The sequence below is a fragment of the Galactobacter caseinivorans genome (assembly GCF_003640665.1).
Classification (GTDB): Bacteria; Actinomycetota; Actinomycetes; order Actinomycetales; family Micrococcaceae; genus Galactobacter; species Galactobacter caseinivorans.
On sequence record NZ_QQXL01000004.1, the window covers coordinates 83,212 to 102,347 of the forward strand.

Genomic DNA, 19,136 nt, shown 5'->3' on the forward strand with positions numbered 1-19,136 from the left:
AGTGAACGGTTGCTGACTAGGAAACCTTGATCTCCGAAACCTGGAAACCATAGGGGCGTTCAGCGGAGACGGGGGAGGCCAACTGAGGCAGCTCGGTGATCGTGACGAACACGAACTTGCCCTTCATGGTCTCTCCTGCGCCCACCTCTGCGGACAGGCTGGGGCCAGAGAACGAGCCGGAGAAGATGTCCTGAGCGGCGTCCGGATCATCGGACTCGCCCACGGAGATCTGTACCTTGCCGCCCTTGGCGTTCATCCCCGCCAACTCAACGGCAGAGATATCTGATTCCTTCTTCAGTTCAATGGCAAAGGTTGCGCGCTTGGTGAAGCCACCAAAGACCGGGGACTTGTAGGTGTACGTGGAGAAGCTGGAGGAGGAGGACCCATCCACCGCATCTTCCAGTGACTGATTCGACGTGCTGTACACGGACTCCGGGTTGCTCGGGAACGCCAGCGAGATGTCATCCACCTTGGGCTTCACCTTGGACGGACCCTCGGTGGCCTGCGGGCTGGCCGGGGGCTCGGATTCGTTGGGGGCCGCAGGGGCGGTGGCGACGGGCGTCGGGACCGGCTCGCCCGTGCGGGTCAGGATCTGGACCGCAAAGATCACGCCGGTCACGAGCACCGCAACAAGCAAGAGACCAACAATCAAGCGGGTGAGCTTATTGCCGCCGTCCTCGCCGGATCGCTGAGCGGCCGGCACCGAGGCGCGGGGGGCCTGGCCGACGGCGGCGTCAAACGCCGAGCGCTTGGCGGCGGTATCCGACGCGGCAGCTGCCCCCGCGCCAACACCCGCGCCAACACCCGCGCCGGCAACAGCGCCAGCCGAGGTCTGGCGCTCACGGGAGGCGGCGTCGTCGGGCGCTGCAGCGGTACCGGCGGCAGGCGCCGCGGCGGCCCGCGGGAAGCGAGAGGCGGGGCGGTTGGCGTCGCCGCGCTGGGCGGCGGCGCGGGCGGCGTCCTCATCCGAACGAAGCGTGGAGGTGGGCTCCACCGTGACCGGGGGCAACGGCGTGACCGCAGGCTGCGCGGCCTCTGCGCGGGGAACGGACTGCGTCCGCTCATCCTCGGGGGTCGCGGAAGCTGCGGGAGAGGCAGACGAGGCGGGGGAGGAGTCCTGGTGGGGCTCGGTGGGGAACGCAGCGGCGGCCTGCGAGGCGGCCATGGGCTCTGCGGCGAAGGGGCCGGTCACCGGCTCTGAGACACCTGCGCCGGTCAGCGGAACCTCCGGAGGGATCACGCCCTGCGAGTCCGTCTCCGGGGTTGCCTCGGCGCGATTCTTGCGGCCCCAGCGGCCACCGAAGAGCGGCTTGCGCTGCTGCTCCTCCGCCAGCTCCTGGTAGTACTCGGCATCATCCGAGTAGACCTGCGGCTCCGTGGAGCGGGTCTCACCAAAAATCTGCTGGCCAAGCGTGTCCGTCTGGAACGGTTCGATGTACGGCGCGTCAGCCTCTACCACCAGGTCAAGCAGCGAGGCCGCGTCCGTGGTGTTGGTGATGAGGTACGTGGAGGCGGCGTTCAGGCCAAGATCCAGGACCTGCACGTCTGAGGGCCGGGTGCCCATCGCAATCTCGCGCGCGCTCACGGCGACGCGGGTGGCATTGGACGGCGCAGCCATCAGGATGGAGACCGGGCGGTTCAGGACCTGGTCGGTGCCGTCGAAAACGAGGTCACCCTCCGCCGTGGCCACGACCTCGCCAGTGACGAGGTAACGCCCACCCAGGACGGTTCCGACGGTGATCTCTTCGGCCACGAACGACTCCTCAAAAAATGTACTCCCAGGACACAGCGGTGCCCTCATGCTTCATGCTACCGGCCGGGCCTTGGCGCACGCTGATGAGGCGGTAGACCGTAATGGGAATGACGCACAGGAGTCGGGAAAGTGCCGCCTGGGCGGCCGGGTGATGTACTGCCCGACGGCGTGGGGTGACCTACCTAACGACGCTTGGGGCCGCCAGGGATGCGCCGGGCAAGCGGGCCCAGGAAATCTTCCAGCTCGCTGACGTTGGCCAGGCGCAGCAGCACCAGGAACACGCCTCCCATGGTGAGGCCAGCCAGCACCAGGGAGAGGATGGCCGGCGTGTAGCCACTCCAGGCGTAGCCAAAGTCGTAACCACCCAGCAGCGCGAGCACCACACCGCCGGCCAGGCCGGCGAAGGTCGCCAGCCAGCCAATCCGGATATAAGAGGAGAGCACGCGCCCTGCGCCATAGCCGCCGTAGCGCTTGGTCACGGCCACGTGCGCCACGATGGCCTGGACCGTATTGGACGCGGCATAGATCACCGCCGTGGCCTGGGCCAGGTACTGCGGCTCAAGGGTGATGGAGGCGATGAACGCCGCTGCGAGGCCCACCAGAGCGTAGGAGACCTGCAACAACATGGGCGTCTTGGTGTCCTCATGGGCGTAGAAGACGCGCATCAGGTAGAAGGCATAGGACTTGGCGGGCAGGCCAAGCGCCGTGAGCACCACGAGGGTGGCTACGGCCGCACCGGCGTCCACCGCCGCGGTCGCGGAGGTGCCGCCGAAGAGGCGTCCAAGCGGGCCGGCCAGCACAATAAACGCCACCGTGAAGAACATGATGGGCACGGCCGTGGTGCGCAGGCCCTTAGAAACCAGCGGCCCCACATCCTGAAAACGCCGGTCGGCAAAGGCATTGGAGAGGTCGTTGAAGAGCACCGTGGCCAGGGACAACGCGAAGATGGAGTGCGGCAAAACGGTGATGAGCTGGCTCTGATTCAGTGCGGCCTCACCGGCCACCGAGGCCCCGGCGGAGCCCATGTGTTGGCGGGCTTGCGTGGCGGCGGAGACGATCTTGCCGAAGTAGAGGGCGGTTAGGTTGCCCACGACCATGGCACCAAGCGTCCAGGCCGCCAGCTGACCTACGTGCTTGAGACCAATGCCGCGCCACTTGAAGTCAGGCTTGAGGCCAAGCCCCAGGCGCCGCAGCGGCCAGAAGAGCACCACGGCCTGCGCCACGATGCCCAGCGTCGCTCCTCCGGCCAGCACCACGGTCTGGCTGGTGGACCATTGCATGAGCTGGGTGTGGCGCCCGTCCTGATAGGCGCCAAACATCACCAGATAGACGCCAATCATGACCAGCTGAATCACGTTATTGGCCACGGGAGCCCACATATAGGCGCCAAAGCGTCCGTGCGAGTTCAGCACCTGCCCAGCCACCGCATAGACCCCGTAGAAGAAGATCTGCGGCATGCACCAGTAGGCAAAAATGGTGGCGAGCGCCAACTTTGGCTCGTCCCAGCCAGAGGTCAGCGCCTTGATGATCCAGGGGGCCGCCGCGGTCAGCGCCACCGTGATCACGGCCATCACCGTGATGGTGAGCGTCATGAGCTTGGAGGTGTACGCGCTGCCGCGATCCGCGGCCTTGGAGGCCTTGATGAGCTGCGGCACCAGGATCACATTGAAGATGCCGCCAGCCAGCAGCATGAAGATGATCGTGGGGATGGTGTTGGCCTTCTCAAACAGATCACCCACGTCAGAGGTGGTGCCGATCGCCACGGCAAGCAGCGCGGTGCGCAGGAAGCCGAGGATGCGAGAAACCAGGGTGCCAGAGGCCATGAGAGCCACGGCACGCGAGCGCCGCGCCGCCGAAGTGGCAGGCGCTGGGGATGACTCAGAGGCCATGGGTCTGAATGACCTCTCGTGCCAGTTCGGCGATACGCCGTTCGTTGGGGAAGGACAAGCGGCGGGGCAGATCCCGCAGCGGAACCCACGCGACGTCCACCGCCTCGTGGTCCGGGTCCTTCTCGATGGTCAGCTCCCCGCCAGTGGCGATGAGGAGATAGTGGTGCACCGTCTTGTGCACGCGGTACTGCGGCACGGTGAACCAGTAGTCAATGGAGCCAAGCGTGGCCACGATGTGCCCGCGGATCCCGGTCTCTTCTTCCACCTCACGCACGGCGGCCTCGCGGTGATTCTCCACGCCCTCCGGGTGGCCCTTTGGCAGGCACCACTCCAGCCTGCCCCCGCGGTTATAGCGGGCGATGATCGCCACCGACACGTCATGGGAGTCCGGATCAATCACGATGCCGCCGGCAGAGACCTCTTCCACCGTGGGAATCCCGGCCGCCGCCCGCGCTGCGCGGTGCACGGCCCGGGCCGTCTGCGTCCGTTCCCAAGCGAGCGCGGCCGTTAACGGCGTGCGCTTGCGCGGGTCAGGGGCAGGGTGACTCATGCACTCAACCTTAGTGGGTGAGTCCGTGCGCTCCCTCAAAACGGCCTCGGTGCTACGACCAAGCGTTCGACGCCGCGGGGCCGGGCCCCGCGCCCGGCTCGCGTCGCGTCCATCACGCGCGGCTCACGGCGCCCGTCGCTTTCTGGGAGGATGGAGGCGTGAATCGCTCAGCCTTGGTCCAGCCCAACCTGCCCGCCGACCTTCCGGCCGTGGCTGTGGAGCTGGGGCACCGCTTTGAGTCCGCCGGTTACGAGCTCAGCCTGGTGGGCGGCCCGGTCCGCGACCTGTTCCTTGGCCGGCCCGCGCTTGACCTTGACTTCACCACCAGCGCCAATCCGGACCAGATCCTTGACGTGATCAAGGGATGGGCGGAGGTCACGTGGGAGGTGGGACGGGACTACGGGACCATCGCGCTGCGCCGCGGCGATGACCAGATCGAGATCACCACCTACCGGGCGGACGTCTACGAGGAGGGCTCACGCAAGCCACACGTGCGCTTTGGCCAGCACCTGGACGATGACCTGGCCCGCCGCGACTTCACCGTGAACTCCATGGCCGTGCGCCTGCCTTCCGGTGAGCTGGTGGACCCCTTTGGGGGACTGGGTGACCTTGAACTCGGAGTCCTTCGCACGCCGTCGGGCCCAGAGATCTCCTTCTCCGATGACCCGCTGCGCATGATGCGCGGCGCCCGCTTTGTGTCTCAGCTTGGTTTGGAGTTGGCGCCGGCGGAGTGGGACGCGACCGCAGCCATGGCCGGCCGGCTGGAGATTGTGTCCGCGGAGCGCGTCCGGGATGAGCTGAGCAAACTGCTGCTTGGCGCCCACCCCGAGCGCGGTATTGACGTGATGGTCCGCACCGGCCTGGCGGAGCTGGTGATCCCGGAGGTCTCCGCGCTGCGCCTGGAGGCGGACGAGCACCACCGCCACAAAGACGTGTACGAGCACTCCCTGACGGTGCTGCGCCAGGCAGCTGATCGCGAGGGAGGGCCCGACGACGCGGTGCCGGGTCCGGACCTTGTGCTGCGGATGGCGGCGCTGATGCACGACATCGGCAAGCCGGCCACACGGCGCTTCGAGGGCGGCGGGGCCGTCACCTTCCGCCATCACGACGTGGTGGGCGCCAAGCTGGTGCGCAAGCGGCTCAAGAGCCTGCGCTTCCCCAAGGACGTGATCCAGGCCGTGAGCCGCCTGGTGGAGTTGCACATGCGCTTTTACGGCTACGCCGATGCGGGATGGTCAGATTCGGCCGTGCGCCGCTACGTGACGGACGCCGGGCCCCTCCTGTCCCGCCTGCACCTACTGACCCGCTCCGACGTGACCACCCGCAACCGGCGCAAGGCCGAGCGACTGGAGTTTGCCTACGACGACCTGGAGATCAGGGCGGCGGAGCTGGCCGCGCAGGAGCAGCTGGATGCGATCCGGCCGGACCTTGACGGCCAGGAGATTATGGCGGAGCTGGGCATCAAGCCCGGTCCGCTGGTGGGGCGCGCCTACAAGTTCCTGCTGGAACAGCGCCTGGATCGGGGTCCGGTGACACGCGAGCAGGCCGTCGCGGAGCTGCACGAGTGGTGGGCGCAACAGCCCGAGGCCACGCAGGGCTGACGGCCGCGCTGAACTGACGGCCGCGGAGGACTGACAGCCGCGCTGGCAGGGTGAGCACGCGTCGTCGGGCAGGAAAATCCCGTCGCCACTGGACGCCGGCCCCGTCACCTTTAATTCACCCGAAGAATTCCCAGGAAGCTCTTCCGTTTGCGGGAAGGGTGCTGGTAGTCTCGAAAGCACGTGATCGGGAGTTCCCAATGGGAAATGCTGATCGCCAGCCAACCGAACATTTCGCCGCAGACGCCCTCATACGTCGTACGCGGCCCCAGCCCGCCGAGAGGAGGTGGAGACACATGATGACAATCAGGATCGGCTTCAATGCCGGAGCCACTGCAGGAATCCGTCCGTCCGCGCGCTACCGCGCCGGGATCGCTTCCGTCATCCACTCCACCTCGTCCGCGCCGGGCGCCTGCTAACCGCAGGAAGAAACACCGGCAGCGCCGGATCCGAGGTGGGGATTTCTCCCCAAAACACCTCTTCGAAGGATCCGTGACATGGCCCGCGCCACCCTTTCCACCCAGTCATCCGCACGCCACAACGGCGAGCTGATTTTTGCCGGCCCAGATGTGCTCCGCGCTCCCCGCGCGCCGCGCAGCATGCCGACCGCCCCCTTGGCCGCGAAGGGGGGTGAAACACGATGACCCACCGCACCCGCAAGCCCTTGTTCAGCAAGGGCACTCCCTGGTCGCCCGCCCCGGAACTCCCGGGCAGCGCCCGCCTTGAGCGCCTCAACTCCGAGCGCGCAGAGATGCTTCGGCTAGAAATGGAGATGCTCGTATGGACGCATCAATCCATGCGCTGAGGACACACAGCGATGGGGCGGACGCCCACCCCCCAGTGAACGCAAAGGCCGCGCAGGCCTCTCAGCCTGCGCGGCCTTCGCGCGTGACTAGCGCTCCAACTGGCCGCGGATGAACGCCTCGACCTTCTCCTTGGCCACGTCATCGTTGTACTGCTCCGGCGGGGACTTCATGAAGTAGGAGCTCGCGGAGAGCAACGGGCCGCCGATGCCCCGGTCAAGGGCAATCTTGGCGGCGCGCACCGCGTCGATGATGACGCCGGCGGAGTTGGGGGAATCCCAGACCTCCAGCTTGTACTCCAGGGACACCGGGGCGTCGCCAAAGTTGCGACCCTCCAGGCGCACAAACGCCCACTTGCGATCATCAAGCCACGCCACGTAGTCGGACGGGCCAATATGCACGTCATCCGCGGCCAGGACGGCGGAGGTATTGGAGGTCACGGCCTGCGTCTTGGAGATCTTCTTGGACTCCAGGCGCTCGCGCTCCAACATGTTCTTGAAGTCCATGTTGCCGCCCACATTGAGCTGGTAGGTGCGATCAAGCACCACACCACGATCCTCAAAGAGCTTGGCCATCACGCGGTGCGTGATGGTGGCGCCGATCTGCGACTTGATGTCATCGCCCACGATCGGCACGCCGGCCGCGGTGAACTTGTCCGCCCATTCCTTGGTGCCGGCGATGAAGACGGGCAGTGCGTTCACAAAGGCCACATGCGCGTCGATGGCGCACTGGGCGTAGAACTTGTCCGCCACCTCTGAGCCCACGGGCAGGTAGGACACGAGCACGTCCACCTTGGCGTCCTTGAGGGCCTTGACCACGTCCACGGGGGCCGCGTCAGACTCCTCGATGGTCTCGCGGTAGTACTTGCCCAGACCGTCATGGGTCTCGCCGCGCTGCACCGTGACGCCGAGCGGCGGCACGTCAGCGAGCTTCAGGGTGTTGTTCTCCGAGGCGTTGATGGCCTCTGAGAGGTCAAGGCCCACCTTCTTGGAGTCCACGTCAAACGCGGCCACAAACTGCACATCATTGACGTGGTACTGACCGAACTGCACGTGCATCAGGCCGGGGACCTGAGCGTTCGGGTCGGCGTCACGGTAATACTCGACGCCCTGAACCAGTGACGACGCGCAGTTGCCCACGCCGACGATGGCGACGCGGATGGGATGATCCGACACGAAATCGTCTCCTTGGAAATTCTCGATTAATGCGTGGCGTGAAAATGAATTGACACGCGCACAGTTCTCCCCAGTCTAGTCCAGCGCGGGGCATGGCCGCCGTGATGTTCGCCGCCATGGCGCGCGGGGGTGCCATGGGGGCGCCACGGAGGCCCAAAGGGGGCCCTGAGGAGGAACCGAGGCGGCACTGAGTGAGCACAGCCGGCCCCTGGCGGCCCGGCGGGGCCGCGTGGCCTTATCCGGTGACGGAGCGCAGCAGCTGCGAGGCGCGCAGCACCGGCTGGGGCAGTCGCGTGCGCAGCCGTGCGCGCCAGGCCCGCGTCCTGGCGCGGGCGGCCACCGCCGGATCCACGCTGAGCTCCCCCGCCCTGGCCCGCTCCGCGAGCTCGTCAAGGGCGGCGGCCACCTCCGGCCACCCGCTGGTGGCCACGGCCTCCGCGTCGTGGAAGTAGTTGCTGCGCGCCCACTCGGGATCCGCGGTCGCCAGGCGTAGCTGTGCCACCTGCTCAAGCGAGGTCAGCAGGCCGGAGCCCTCAAACATCGCGTTCAGCAGATTCCGGTCCACACCAAAGTCATTCAAAATCGCCACGGGCAGGCCGCGGTCCACCGCCTCGATGGCAGCGGTGGAGGAGACGGTGACCAGCCCGGTGCCCGGGGTCAGCAGGGGCGCCAAAGGCCCGGCCTCCCACACCAGCTCGTCCCCGCGGACCAGCCCCTCCTGCACCAGCTCATCCCAGAGCGTGTCGTACGGGAAGCGCTCACGATGGGTCTGCGGCTCGCCGCGGTGGGCCCGCAGCTTCATGATGACGCGTACATCGGGTTGCTCCCGGGCGGTCCGCGCCAGGGAGAGCAGCACCTGGCGCCGCTCCGGGGCGAGGAACGGCATTTTGGCCTGAGCCGCGAAGACCAGTCGATGCAGCGGCTGGGTCACGGCCGGCGGCGGGCTCTGGTGGCGCAGCATGGGCAGGCGCGCCAGGGCCATGGGTGGCGGCACCAACTCGGTTTCCATGGGCAGGTCATCCGACGGGCCCGCAGAGGGGGCGGGCGCGGCAGGGGTTGCGGCGGCTGCCCCGCCGTGGGCGCCCCGCGCGGCCGAGGTCGCTGCTGGGCTCGTTGACGGCGGTGTTGTCGGTCCTGCTATCGATCCGGCTGACGGCGCCGCATCCAGCTGGGCGACGACCTCCGGGGCGTCCGCGGGGTCTGGGCCATCGTCTCCCGGCAGCTCCGGATCGGGGAACGCCAGAGCCGCCCCGGCGTCGTCGGGCATCAGCAGTGACACCCCCGCCGCCTCCGCCGCCTCGGTACCGAGGCGCGCAAACTCCTCCGCCTCCGCCACCGAATGCACCAGGAACAGGTCACACAGCTCGCGGAAGGCCAGCGCGCGGCGCGTGGCAGGCAGGGCGATGCCCGGCAGCGCGGTGACCAGCGCGGGGCGCTTGGGGCCAGAGGACCACTGCAGCAGCACCTCCCGCGCCACGGGGCCCGTCGCGGCCACCAGCACCACGTCCGGGGCCGGGTTGGCGTTACTCTCCAGGCGCTTCAGCGGAAGCACAGCCGGCGGGCGGCCCTGCAGGAAGGTGCCCTCCAGCGCCGAGCGAGTCTGCACGGACGTGGGCTGCACGGGGGAGCGGACCACCATGACCTGCCGGCGCCACTGGGGCAGGTGCTCCAGGAAATGCACCGCGTACTTCAGATACGAATCCGAATCGGCGATGGCCAGGATGGTGCCGGTCACGAGGCGCTCCTTGGAGACTGAGGGTCGGACGCCGAGGCGCCAGACGGGGAGGGCTTGACCCGGGAGACGGGCTTGGCCACGGAAGACTGAAGATGATCGCGCAGCTCTGGGGACGCCGCCGCGGTCCACCACGAACCGGGCACCCGGGTGCCGTGCACGCGCACATCGCGCCCGCCCAGGAGCAGGCGCAGGGACGGGATGGCTGTGGAGGGCAGGGCCTGCACCCGCTGGCCAGGGAGCAAGCCGCGCAGGCGCATCTCCACCGGGATGGTGTTGGGGCGCACCGTAATGCGCGGGTGCCTGGCCAAACGCTCCAACGCGGCGCCGCCCTCTCGCCGGTGAGGGAAATAGGAGAGCGGGCCCTCCTCCGTGAGGGACTCCACCCAGTCAAGATAGGGCTCCTCGCGGATGAGGCCGTCCGCAGCCAGCGCGGAGCCGATCACGACGGTGGGCTCGGGGAAGGACTCCGTGACGGGCTGCGCGCGCAGCCACTCAAATCGGTGCCCCTCCACCTTGACGCCAATCTTGGTGAGGCGGCGGTGCAACTCCTCATCCAGCGGCATGGCGGTCACAACCAGCACCTTTCCCGCCGCGGCCCTGGCCCGGGTGAGGCGCCACAGGCCAAGGCCAAGCGCCTTGCGCAGCGGTCCGCCTGGCGCGGCGGCGCGGACCAGCGGGACCGGCGTGTCAGAGGCCAGCTGATGCAACAACGTCAGGGTCGCGAGCCCGTCGTCAATGATGATGAGCTCGCGGTGGCCAAGGCGGCCAAGCATGGCGCGCTGCACCAGGCCCGAATGCAGATCTCCCACGCCCCACCGATCCCGGCCGGAGGAGGACGCGCGAGTGATCCCGGCCCCCTGCTCCACCAGGCGGACGCCGGGAGGCGCCGAGTCCTGCAACGCCGCGCGAGTCAGCTCCAGGCCGGGCACGCCGGCGCGAACCCGAATCAGGGTGTCCTCGCCGGTGAGCCCCGCCGTATGAGCCTCCACTGCGCTGAGCAGTTGCAGCGGGGATTCCACCCAGAACTCCGCGCTGCCCCGGCGCGGGCGGGGGACTCCACGCGAAACGGGGCCGGAATGCGTGCTGGGCAAGGTCACCGCACCCGCCGTCCGGACGGGGAGGAGCCGGAGGCCAGGGTCGCCAGCGGCATCAGCGCCGTAAGGGTGGCCCCAGTCAGGGCAGAGACCTTGGGCGTGGCCCGGTCAAGCAGGTGCAACTTCTTGACGCGCTTACGCGAGATATAGGCGTCGCGCAGCGCGGGTTCGCGGCGCAAGGTGCGCGCGGTGTGATCACGCAGCGGCGCCAGCAGCTTGGGCGCCACCGAGTAGGCCACGGCGTCCAGGACGGACTGCAGGCGGGTGGGATCGGCAGGCTGCGGTGCCGCCTTGCCCGACGACGCATGGCTGAGTTCCTCTGCCGGCGTGGGCACCCCGCGGCGCAGCGTCGCATCAACAATCGCGAGCACAATCCGTGCGTGGTCCTCGGCCGAGCGCAGGCGCGGCAGCAGCCGGCCCGTCGCCACCGACCGCACGCGGGCGCCGCTGAGGCGTTGCACCGAATACAGCGCCGGAGCGGACACCCCGACCGTCAGCCGCGGATCCACCAGTGCGTGGGCCAGCTCGGCCGGCCACCACGCGGGAAGCGTGGCCGCGCGCAACCCCGCACCCACCGCCAACTCCTGCGTCCGGGCCACCAGGGCCGGGGAGGCGGACGGATCCGGCGCCAGCAACAGCGCGCTGGTTCCGCCATCCTGGGCGGCGCGGACCAGGCGGGCGGCCAGGCGCTCCGCCTCCGCGTCAGAGTCCTTGCCAAGGTCCGGGAGGGCCTGCAGCACCGCCAGGCACGCCCGGCCCTTGCCCTGCAGCGCGTGGCTGGCCGGCTCGGGAAGGCTGACGCCCTTCAGGAGCGGGTCAAGCGCGGCTTGCACGCTGGCCCGGTCCAGTGTTTCCGGGGACACGCGACTCTCCGTGAACATGAGCGGACGCAGCCCGGGGAGCAACTCGCTATGGACCAGGCCGGTGGCCCGCAAGCCCACCTCTGAATCCAGGGCCGACGGCGTGGGGCACAGCACGCTGAGCCCGTCGCCATAGGCGAGCACGGGCGACTGCGGCCACGCCGCGGCCAGCGCGCTCGCCGCGGTGGGAGCCGAAGGATCAAGGACGAGCAGTGACGGTGCCTTGGCGGGCGCGGCTGGCCGTTCCGTTTCCTTGGCCGCGCCCACAGCGGCCGATGACGCTCCCGTGGGAGCCGGCCACGCGGCGTCGGGCATAGCGGCCTTCGGCGAGGAGAAGGCCAAGTCCACCCGCGCCCCGGCCAGGTGCGCCCACAGCCCGGCGGCCCAACCCTGCTCCAGCGCCGCACCGCCTGGCGTGGACGAATCCCAGGCCAGAACGCGCCGCTGCTCGGGATCGATGTGCCCGGCGTTCAACGCCGCGCTCAGGAGCAGCGCGGAGGCCGGAGAGGCGGCGTGGAGCAAAACGGACATGGCTCAGCGCCCCCGCGAGGAGGTGGGTCGAGGCGCCTGAGACCACTTGACGAGGCGCTGGCCCACGGTCTTGGCGGCGTAGCGAGGGGTCCGCTGCAGGGTGCGAACCAGGCTCACCGCACGCTGGGTCTGCTCCGGGCCAAGCCGCTTCTCCAACGCCAACCGCGCGCTCGCCGCGGCGGAGGTGGAACGCCCCGGAGCGCTGGGCAAACCAAGCGCGCGCAGGCGGCGCTGGCGGATGTAACGATCACGCAAGGCCGGCTCCGCCGTGAGGAACTCCTCCGAGGCCTCACGCAGCTCGGGGAGAAGCTTTGCCTGCATGCAATAGGCCACGGAGTCCACCAGGGCCTGAAGCTGAGCGGCATCGAGCGTTGCGGCTGTCTGATCCTGGGGCGTGTGGTCCTGGGCGCCTTGGCCCAGGAGCGCGTCCGCGAGGACCACAGGAATGCGGTTGCTGTTCTGGAAGGGAGTCAGGCGGTGACTCACCAGGCGGGACATGATGGCCGTGGCCGGCAGATCAAAGACGGCGCGGGCCGTGAACAGGGACGTGGAGAAGCTGCTCAGCACCGAGACCGGGCGCAGCCAGGACATGAGGACCTCCGCCGGGACGGAATCCCGCACCAGGATCAGCTCCAGTCCGGCCTCGCGGGCCGCCTCTTCCACGGCTGCCACGCCGCCCAAACCGGCGGCGGGATGCGGCTTGTACGCCACGACCTGCGCGCCGTCGCTGCGGGCCTGCGCCACCATGGCGCGGTCCAACTCCAGCTGCTCCTCCGGATCCAGGATCCGCAAATCAACCAGGTACTGACCCAACAACAGGGAAGCCGGACGGGGGGCGCGCATCAGGGCGGCTACCTCCGGGGTCGGCTCAAGGTGCGCGGCCAACTGCTCAAGCACCGCTCCAAGGGCGCGGGCCGGAACGGGGACAAGGGCCACCGAGTTCTCGCTCAGATACACCGGACGCAGACCAGGAATGAGCTCCAGGTACACCAGCGCGTCCAGGCGCTGCGAAATGCTGGGGGCCAGCCGGTCCCGGGTGGGGCCATAAGACATGAGGCCATCCGCGTGAACGGAGATGGGAGAGTCGTGAAAGACCCGTGCCAGCGCCGCTGCGGGGGTCACCTGCAAGGACTCCAGCACCAACTCCACGCGCTCCGTACCCAGGTTCCAGTGCGAACGCAGCAAACGCTGCCACATGAGCAGCTCCTCCGGGCGCGGATTGAACTGCCGCGGGCGCCGAGGCCACACGAGGGCGCCCAGATCCACCACCGCGTCAAAGCGGGAGGCCAGTTCCTCAAAGCCCGCGGCGTCCTGGATGGGGGTGGTCACCTCCGGGCGCTGCGAGCCATCCGCCAGCACCAACACGCGGCGGGCCACCGGCTCGTTACTCATGCCGAGCCCATCCAGGGCACCGTGATCCACCATGGCGGCCAACGAGGCCACCTGATACAAAGTTGAGGCCATCACAAGCTGGATCATGCCGCCACCTTTCCCTTGCGCACGCCGTTGGGAAGCACGGGACCAAGCAGGGCCCGGCGGCGGTGATCAAGGCGCTTGAACTCGGCCGCGAGCACCGCACGCGGGATGCGCTCAAGCACGCTGCGGATCAGTGCGGTCTGACGCTCCTTCACGGTGGCGTCCATGCCCTCGCGGCGCGTGCGGTGATGGGCGGCTACGGCCAGGAACTGGCGGGCCATCTTGGGCCAAAAGCGGCCCGCCTCCGGGTCCGCCTCCAGGACCTCAAAGGCCATGAGATAGGAGCGGGCAAAGTCCAACTGACGCTCGTCGTAGATCTGCGTGAGGGAGGTGCTGACGCCGCGCCGATACATGATGCCCGGCGCCTCGATCATGGCGTAGCTGGTGGCCTGAAGGAAGAGGCGCCAGATCCACGGCCGATCCTCTGCGGTGAAGAGCCCAGGCGGGAACTCCAACAGGCCCCGGTCAACCAGACGGCGCTGGAACAGCCCGGCCCAGGCAAAGGGGTAGTCCACCATGGTGGAGGTGTGCTCCGGGAGGATGGACTCTCGCGGGTCAAGGACCACGCTGCGCCGGGCCTGCGGTGCGCGGACCAGCACGCGGTGCCCGCCCTTGACCTGCACATGGTCGGTGCGCACAAAGTCCACGTCGAGGCGGCGCAGCTCGCTGAGGCACTGCTGCAGGTGGCCGCGAGCCAGCCAATCGTCGCCGTCCATGAAGCCAAGCACGTCCGCGGTTGCGTGTGCCAGGCCCTGGTTGCGGGCGCTCGCCAGGCCGGTCGGCGTCTCATTGCGGAGCACGCTCAGGTGCGGCAGGAAGCGGGCGTGGGCGGCGGCTAGCTCTCCCGTGCCATCACTTGACCCGTCATCCACCACAATGACTTGCAGGGCAGTGGGGTCCTGAAACTGCTGGCGAAGGGAAACCAGGGCGTCGTCAATGAACGGTGCCTGATCCTTGGCCGGGAGGACGATGCTGATCAGCGGGCCGCTACTCACGCTGGTCCTTTCAATGGGGGGATGGGGGAGGTGAACCCCCCAGGGGGATATATCTGACTGGGTCTGAGAAAAAACTATCGGCGCGACACGTCGTCAGGGTCACGCCAAAGTGAACGCAGGGCAAACCGCGCCAGTTTTCTGCGCAGAAAGCGCGGCGCCCGCCGGTTCCGAAGAACCAACGGGCGCCGCGTGCAGATCGCGCTAGCGATCAGGGGTACTCCGGTCCCAAGCCAACTGGTGCCAGGTACCTAGCTGCCAAGCGCTCAGGCGTCGACGCGACGCAGGCGCGAGAGCGGGGCGAGCTCGCCCGGGAAGACGCGCTTCACGCCGTCGCCCAGGGCTTCCTGCAGGATGCGGATGTCGCGGATGAGCGCCTCGAAGCCCTTGGGCTCCAGCGAAGCGGCCTGATCCGAGCCCCACATGGTGCGATCCAGGGTGATGTGGCGCTCCACCGTCACGGCGCCAAGCGCCACGGCGGCGAGGGAGATCTGCAGACCGCGCTCGTGGCCGGAGTAGCCCACCGGCACCTGGTAGCGATCGCGCAGCGTCTCGATCATGCGCAGGTTGGCCTCCTCCGCGGGCAGCGGGTAGGTGGAGGTGGCGTGCATGATGACCAGGTTGTTGGTGCCCAGGGTCTCCACAGCCGTGTCGATCTGCTCAATGGTGCTCATGCCGGTGGAGAGGATGATCGGCTTGCCGGTCTCGGCCAGCGCGCGCAGCAGCTCCAGGTCGGTGACGGAGGCAGAGGCAACCTTGTGGGTCACGGCGCCCAGGTTCTCCATGAACTCCACGGAGGGCACGTCCCACGGGGAAGCGAAGGCGTGCAGGCCGCGCTCGGCCGAGTAGGAGAGCAGATCCTTGTACTGGGCCTCGTCGAACTCGACGCGGTAGCGGTAGTCAAGGTAGGTCATGTCGCCCCACGGGGTGGAGCGGATCTTGTCACGCATGTCCTTCGGCGTGGAGATCTCCGGCGTGCGCTTCTGGAACTTGACGGCGTTGGCGCCGGCCTCAGCGGCCACATCGATGAGCTGCTTCGCAGTCTCGATGCTGCCGTTGTGGTTGATGCCGATCTCGCCGATCACATAGACGTCCTGGTCCGGGCCGACCTGGAAGTCACCGATCTGAACGGGGGCGGTGGCGCGGGAGGAATCGATGGTGGTCATCGCGGTGGTGCCTTTCGTGGGGGTCTCACACGGTCGCGGATGCGACTGCGGAAGCGGTCGGGGCGTTCGCCGGGTCGGCGACACCAAATACGGAGGGAAGCAAAGCGTCCGACGCCGCCTGCTCGGCCGCTGCGCGACCGGCCAGGACGCGTTCGCACGCCTCACGGACGGCCCCGTGTCCGCCAGAGGCGGTCAGCGTGAGCCTTGCTGCGGCCAGAACCTCGGGCCGGGCGTCAGCCACGGCCAGGGGCCACCCCACCAGCCGGAGGGCTGGCAGGTCGTTGACGTCGTTGCCCAGGTAGGCCACGCGTCGCGGGTCCAGTCCGTGCTCAGCCATCCAGGCCGAGAGGGCGCCGGCCTTGTCGGCCACTCCCTGCAACACGGGCACGCGGAGCTTGTTGGCTCGCGCGCTCACCACGGGGTTCGTCTCCGTGGAGAGGATCAGAAGGGGCACTCCGGCGGCGGTGAGGCGTGAGACGCCCATGCCATCGCCGCGGTGCACACGCACGGATTCCGTGCCGTTCTGGTCAAGGAAGGCGGCGTCGTCGGTGTGGACGCCGTCAAAGTCGGTGATGAGCGCGTCCACATCCAGCGCCGGCCCGGCGGCGAGGCCGGAGAGCGGGGTGCGCGCCTTGCGGGAGGCCAACTCGGAGACGGCCTGCAGGTCCTCAAGCGTGTCAATCTCCGGGGCGGTCCAGCCCGGCACCAGCATGATGTCCAGCTCGCCAAAGAAGCGGTGGCGGTTGGCGCGCAGGCCCTCGGTACGCATGGCGTAGAAGGCGCCGGTCTCGCGGTACTGCGGGGCGCGATCCTGGCGGCGTGGACGCGAGGAAGCCTCGTGGCCCACGGCCTGCACCGTGTCCTCGCTGTCCTTGGTCCACAAGAAGCCGTGGTCCTCGATGGCCGCGAAGCTCACGTCCGCCTGGCCAAGCAGCACGCGGCGCACAGCCTCGTCCAGGTCTGCTGGGTCAATGAAGGGAGAGGTGCACTGCAGCAGCACCGTCACCGTGGGGGTGGGTTCGCCATTGGCGGCCAACGTGTCCAGGGTGTGGAGCACCGCGGACTCGCTGGAGGCTGCGTCCCCGGAGAGTTCCTCGGGGCGCTCCACAATGCGGGCACCGGCTGCGGCCGCCTCGCGGGCAATGCCGGAGTGGTCCGTGCTCACAAAAACGTCGGTGACGAGCGTGGCGGCCTTGGCGGCATCCACGGCTCGGGAGATGAGTGACCGTCCGGCCACAGGGCGCAGGTTCTTTAGCGGCACGCCTTTGGAGCCGCCGCGGGCTGGGATGACCACGGCGACGCGGTTGGTGCTGTGCTGTTGCTCGTTCTGGCTCACACCATTGAACCTAGGGACCGCACGTAACGCGCCAACCTAGGCCCGGTGAACGCAAGGTGAAGAGGCTGAACACTTCGCGTAACCCTGAAAGGAGCCTGGGCGTGGGCTGCGGAGAAGGTGGGTGGGGCGCTGGCTCGGGCGTGCTGCCCATGGAGGTTAGCGCCTCAATGTGTGCGGATGCAGTCCCGCTTTGCCCTGCATCCGCACACATTGAGGCGCAAAGCATGGACGGGGGCATGGGCGGGGGCATGGTCACGGGCGGGGCGGGGCGGGGCGCCGGCGCGGCCGAAAGTGGGGGCGCGTGCGGAGCCCGATGTGGCGGGGCGTGTGGCGTCGGGCGGGCTTGAGTGGGGCGTCAAAGTAGGCTGACCCCATGCCCACCCCCGAGCGAGACCGGCACTACCGGCGCGGTCCCCTGCGCATCACGGTGCCCAGTCGGAATGACCCGTTTCTTCGTTCCCTTGTGGAGGGCATTGGCGGCCCGCTGGGGCGGCGCACCGAGCCGGGCGTGATCAAGCCGGGCTTCTGGCGGGTGGAGCGTGTGCTCCTGGTCATCGTCTTTATCTTTGGCATCCTGGCCGTGCTCTCCAAGGATGTGTGCCGCCAGACCGGGTGGGGCTCGCAATCCACCTATACGGGCATGTGCTATTCCGATTGGACGGCCCTCTACGGCGCGCGTGGTTTTGCCGAGAATCCGTGGGCGCCCTTCACCGCAAACGCCGCGGAGCCCTTTGAGTATCCCGCGCTGATGTCCGCGGTGGCCTCCCTCACGGCGGCGCTGGTCCCGCGGGACCTTGGCAGCGGTGCGCAGTTGTTGTTCTACTTCGACATCAACGCCTTCCTTGTCGTGCTGCTCTGGGCCGTGGTGGTCATCGCGGTGGCCAAGAGCTCCGGTCGCCGCGTGTGGGATGCGGCGCTGGTGGCCGCGAGCCCCGCCATCCTCATGGCGGCGACGGTCAATTGGGACATGTGGGCCGTGGCGTTCCTGGCCCTTGGCCTGCTCGCCTTTGGTCGTGGCCATCCATGGTTGGCCGGTGTGCTCATTGGCCTGGGGGCTGCGACCAAGCTCTACCCGGTGCTGGCGTTGGGCGCCTTCCTGGTCCTGGCCATCCGCACCGGCGTGTGGAAACCGTTCTTTGCGGTCACGGGCGGGGCGGTGATTGCCTGGGTAGCGGTGAATCTGCCCTTTGCTCTGGCCGCCCCTGCCAGGTGGGCCGCGTTCTACACCTTCAGTCAGTCCCGCGGGGCCGGCAATTCCTCGGTGTGGCAGGCCTGGGACCTCTCGGTGGGGAAGGTGATTCCGAGCCTTCACACCACCCCCGGCATGATCACGGTGCTGGGCTTTGGCCTCTTTGCTGCGGCGTGCGTCGGCGTCCTTGCCCTGGGCGTGTGGGCGCCGCGTCCGCCCCGCGTGGCCTCGCTGGTGTTCCTGATCGTGGCCGCGTTTGTGTTGGTGGGCAAAGTCTATTCTCCGCAGTTCATCCTCTGGCTCATTCCGCTTGCGGCCCTGGCGTATCCACGCTGGCGTGCCCTGCTGACGTGGCAGCTCTTTGAGGTGGCGCACTTCGCGGCCATCTGGTTCTTCCTTTATATGAATTCCGGCGACGAGAACGCCAAGGGCCGCTTCCCTGAATGGATTTTTGTGGCCCTGGTGCTGGCTCACATGGTCGCGCTGACTTGGATCATGGCCCTGGTGGTGCGCAGCATTATTTATCCGCACACAGATCCCGTTCGACGCGTCGGCATGGACGACCCGCTCGGCGGCCTCTTTGCCGGCCGCGACGCCTACCAGGGCGGCATGGGTTCCGCCCGGACGGCGCGGGACGCCGGGCGGACGGCGGTTTCAGGGCCTGTGCCCGACGCCGCTTTGGTCACCTCGGGTGCCCCGGCCGCAGCCGACTCGGCCGCGGGAGACTCGACTCCCGATCGTCCCGCACCGGAGCCCTCTCATCCTGACCACCCGGGCTCTGAGGTCTCCGCGCCGGAACGCGCCGCTGGGCACGCGCCGCGACCCAGCGGTCGTCGGGCATTGAGGCCTGATGCCGAGGCGTCGGAGTCCAAAGAGACGCCGCAGGACTGACCCGCGCCGCGAGGCTGCCGGTCGCGCCTCATCCGATCGGCGGAGGCGCCGGGGGACGTTCCGTCTTGATGTCATCCTTGGGGGCGGTGACGCGGGGG

The 19,136-nt window shown here is 68.5% G+C and carries 14 protein-coding genes; 3 read left to right on the forward strand and 11 right to left on the reverse strand.

Features of this window, described 5'->3' with window-relative positions:
- Window positions 1-16: 16 nt before the first annotated feature.
- The 3 genes from DWQ67_RS07615 to DWQ67_RS07625 form a co-directional block, all read right to left on the reverse strand.
- Entirely contained in the window at window positions 17-1,753 is a 1,737-nt protein-coding gene (locus DWQ67_RS07615) for a hypothetical protein (protein WP_121485005.1), read from the reverse strand.
- 182 nt (window positions 1,754-1,935) lie between these two features.
- Window positions 1,936-3,642 carry a murein biosynthesis integral membrane protein MurJ gene (murJ, locus tag DWQ67_RS07620; protein WP_233555979.1) on the reverse strand — a complete coding sequence of 569 codons (1,707 nt, stop codon included), beginning with the start codon at window positions 3,640-3,642 and terminating at the stop codon, window positions 1,936-1,938.
- Window positions 3,632-4,192 (reverse strand): NUDIX domain-containing protein, encoded by a 561-nt coding sequence (locus DWQ67_RS07625; RefSeq protein WP_121485007.1) that lies wholly within the window; start codon window positions 4,190-4,192, stop codon window positions 3,632-3,634. The genes murJ and DWQ67_RS07625 overlap by 11 nt, the downstream gene beginning before the upstream one ends.
- 158 nt (window positions 4,193-4,350) lie before the next feature.
- Between DWQ67_RS07625 and DWQ67_RS07630 the strand changes: the two genes are divergently transcribed.
- Together DWQ67_RS07630 and DWQ67_RS13765 are read left to right on the forward strand one after the other, a co-directional pair.
- Window positions 4,351-5,793, forward strand: a complete 1,443-nt coding sequence (locus DWQ67_RS07630; protein ID WP_233555980.1) for a CCA tRNA nucleotidyltransferase — start codon at window positions 4,351-4,353, stop codon at window positions 5,791-5,793.
- Window positions 5,794-6,430: 637 nt separating this feature from the next.
- Entirely contained in the window at window positions 6,431-6,595 is a 165-nt protein-coding gene (locus tag DWQ67_RS13765) for a hypothetical protein (protein ID WP_158595397.1), read from the forward strand.
- Window positions 6,596-6,682: 87 nt separating this feature from the next.
- On the opposite strand, the gene DWQ67_RS07635 is transcribed toward DWQ67_RS13765, so the two are convergent.
- The 8 genes from DWQ67_RS07635 to DWQ67_RS07670 all read right to left on the reverse strand — a co-directional run bounded on the left by DWQ67_RS07635 (window position 6,683) and on the right by DWQ67_RS07670 (window position 16,958).
- Window positions 6,683-7,768: an inositol-3-phosphate synthase gene (locus DWQ67_RS07635; RefSeq protein WP_121485008.1), complete on the reverse strand. Its 1,086-nt coding sequence runs from the start codon at window positions 7,766-7,768 to the stop codon at window positions 6,683-6,685.
- A gap of 235 nt (window positions 7,769-8,003) precedes the next feature.
- Window positions 8,004-9,503: a DUF6716 putative glycosyltransferase gene (locus DWQ67_RS07640; protein WP_121485009.1), complete on the reverse strand. Its 1,500-nt coding sequence runs from the start codon at window positions 9,501-9,503 to the stop codon at window positions 8,004-8,006.
- On the reverse strand, window positions 9,500-10,522 hold the full coding sequence (locus DWQ67_RS07645) for a hypothetical protein (protein ID WP_199712644.1): 1,023 nt from the start codon (window positions 10,520-10,522) through the stop codon (window positions 9,500-9,502). The genes DWQ67_RS07640 and DWQ67_RS07645 overlap by 4 nt, the downstream gene beginning before the upstream one ends.
- 74 nt (window positions 10,523-10,596) lie before the next feature.
- Complete coding sequence (locus DWQ67_RS07650; protein WP_121485010.1) at window positions 10,597-11,988, reverse strand: hypothetical protein; 1,392 nt, start codon at window positions 11,986-11,988, stop codon at window positions 10,597-10,599.
- Window positions 11,989-11,991: 3 nt separating this feature from the next.
- Window positions 11,992-13,467, reverse strand: coding sequence for a polysialyltransferase family glycosyltransferase (locus tag DWQ67_RS07655; RefSeq protein ID WP_121485011.1), 1,476 nt, complete (start codon window positions 13,465-13,467; stop codon window positions 11,992-11,994).
- Entirely contained in the window at window positions 13,464-14,459 is a 996-nt protein-coding gene (locus DWQ67_RS07660) for a glycosyltransferase family 2 protein (protein ID WP_121485012.1), read from the reverse strand. Before DWQ67_RS07660 ends, DWQ67_RS07655 begins: the two co-directional genes overlap by 4 nt.
- A gap of 263 nt (window positions 14,460-14,722) precedes the next feature.
- A complete protein-coding gene (locus DWQ67_RS07665; protein ID WP_121485013.1) occupies window positions 14,723-15,622 on the reverse strand; it encodes an N-acetylneuraminate synthase family protein in 900 nt (299 codons plus the stop codon).
- A gap of 25 nt (window positions 15,623-15,647) precedes the next feature.
- Window positions 15,648-16,958, reverse strand: a complete 1,311-nt coding sequence (locus DWQ67_RS07670) for an acylneuraminate cytidylyltransferase (RefSeq protein ID WP_121485014.1) — start codon at window positions 16,956-16,958, stop codon at window positions 15,648-15,650.
- A gap of 373 nt (window positions 16,959-17,331) precedes the next feature.
- Between DWQ67_RS07670 and DWQ67_RS07675 the strand changes: the two genes are divergently transcribed.
- A complete protein-coding gene (locus tag DWQ67_RS07675; protein ID WP_121485015.1) occupies window positions 17,332-19,038 on the forward strand; it encodes a glycosyltransferase family 87 protein in 1,707 nt (568 codons plus the stop codon).
- The last annotated feature ends 98 nt before the right edge of the window (window positions 19,039-19,136 follow it).

Coding starts and splice junctions, on each gene's coding strand:
- murJ (WP_233555979.1), bottom strand. CDS start 3,642: ATGGCCTCTGAGTCATCCCCAGCGCCTGCCACTTCGGCGGCGCGGCGC.
- DWQ67_RS07625 (WP_121485007.1), bottom strand. CDS start 4,192: ATGAGTCACCCTGCCCCTGACCCGCGCAAGCGCACGCCGTTAACGGCC.
- DWQ67_RS13765 (WP_158595397.1), top strand. CDS start 6,431: ATGACCCACCGCACCCGCAAGCCCTTGTTCAGCAAGGGCACTCCCTGG.
- DWQ67_RS07650 (WP_121485010.1), bottom strand. CDS start 11,988: ATGTCCGTTTTGCTCCACGCCGCCTCTCCGGCCTCCGCGCTGCTCCTG.
- DWQ67_RS07655 (WP_121485011.1), bottom strand. CDS start 13,467: ATGATCCAGCTTGTGATGGCCTCAACTTTGTATCAGGTGGCCTCGTTG.
- DWQ67_RS07665 (WP_121485013.1), bottom strand. CDS start 15,622: ATGACCACCATCGATTCCTCCCGCGCCACCGCCCCCGTTCAGATCGGT.
- DWQ67_RS07675 (WP_121485015.1), top strand. CDS start 17,332: ATGCCCACCCCCGAGCGAGACCGGCACTACCGGCGCGGTCCCCTGCGC.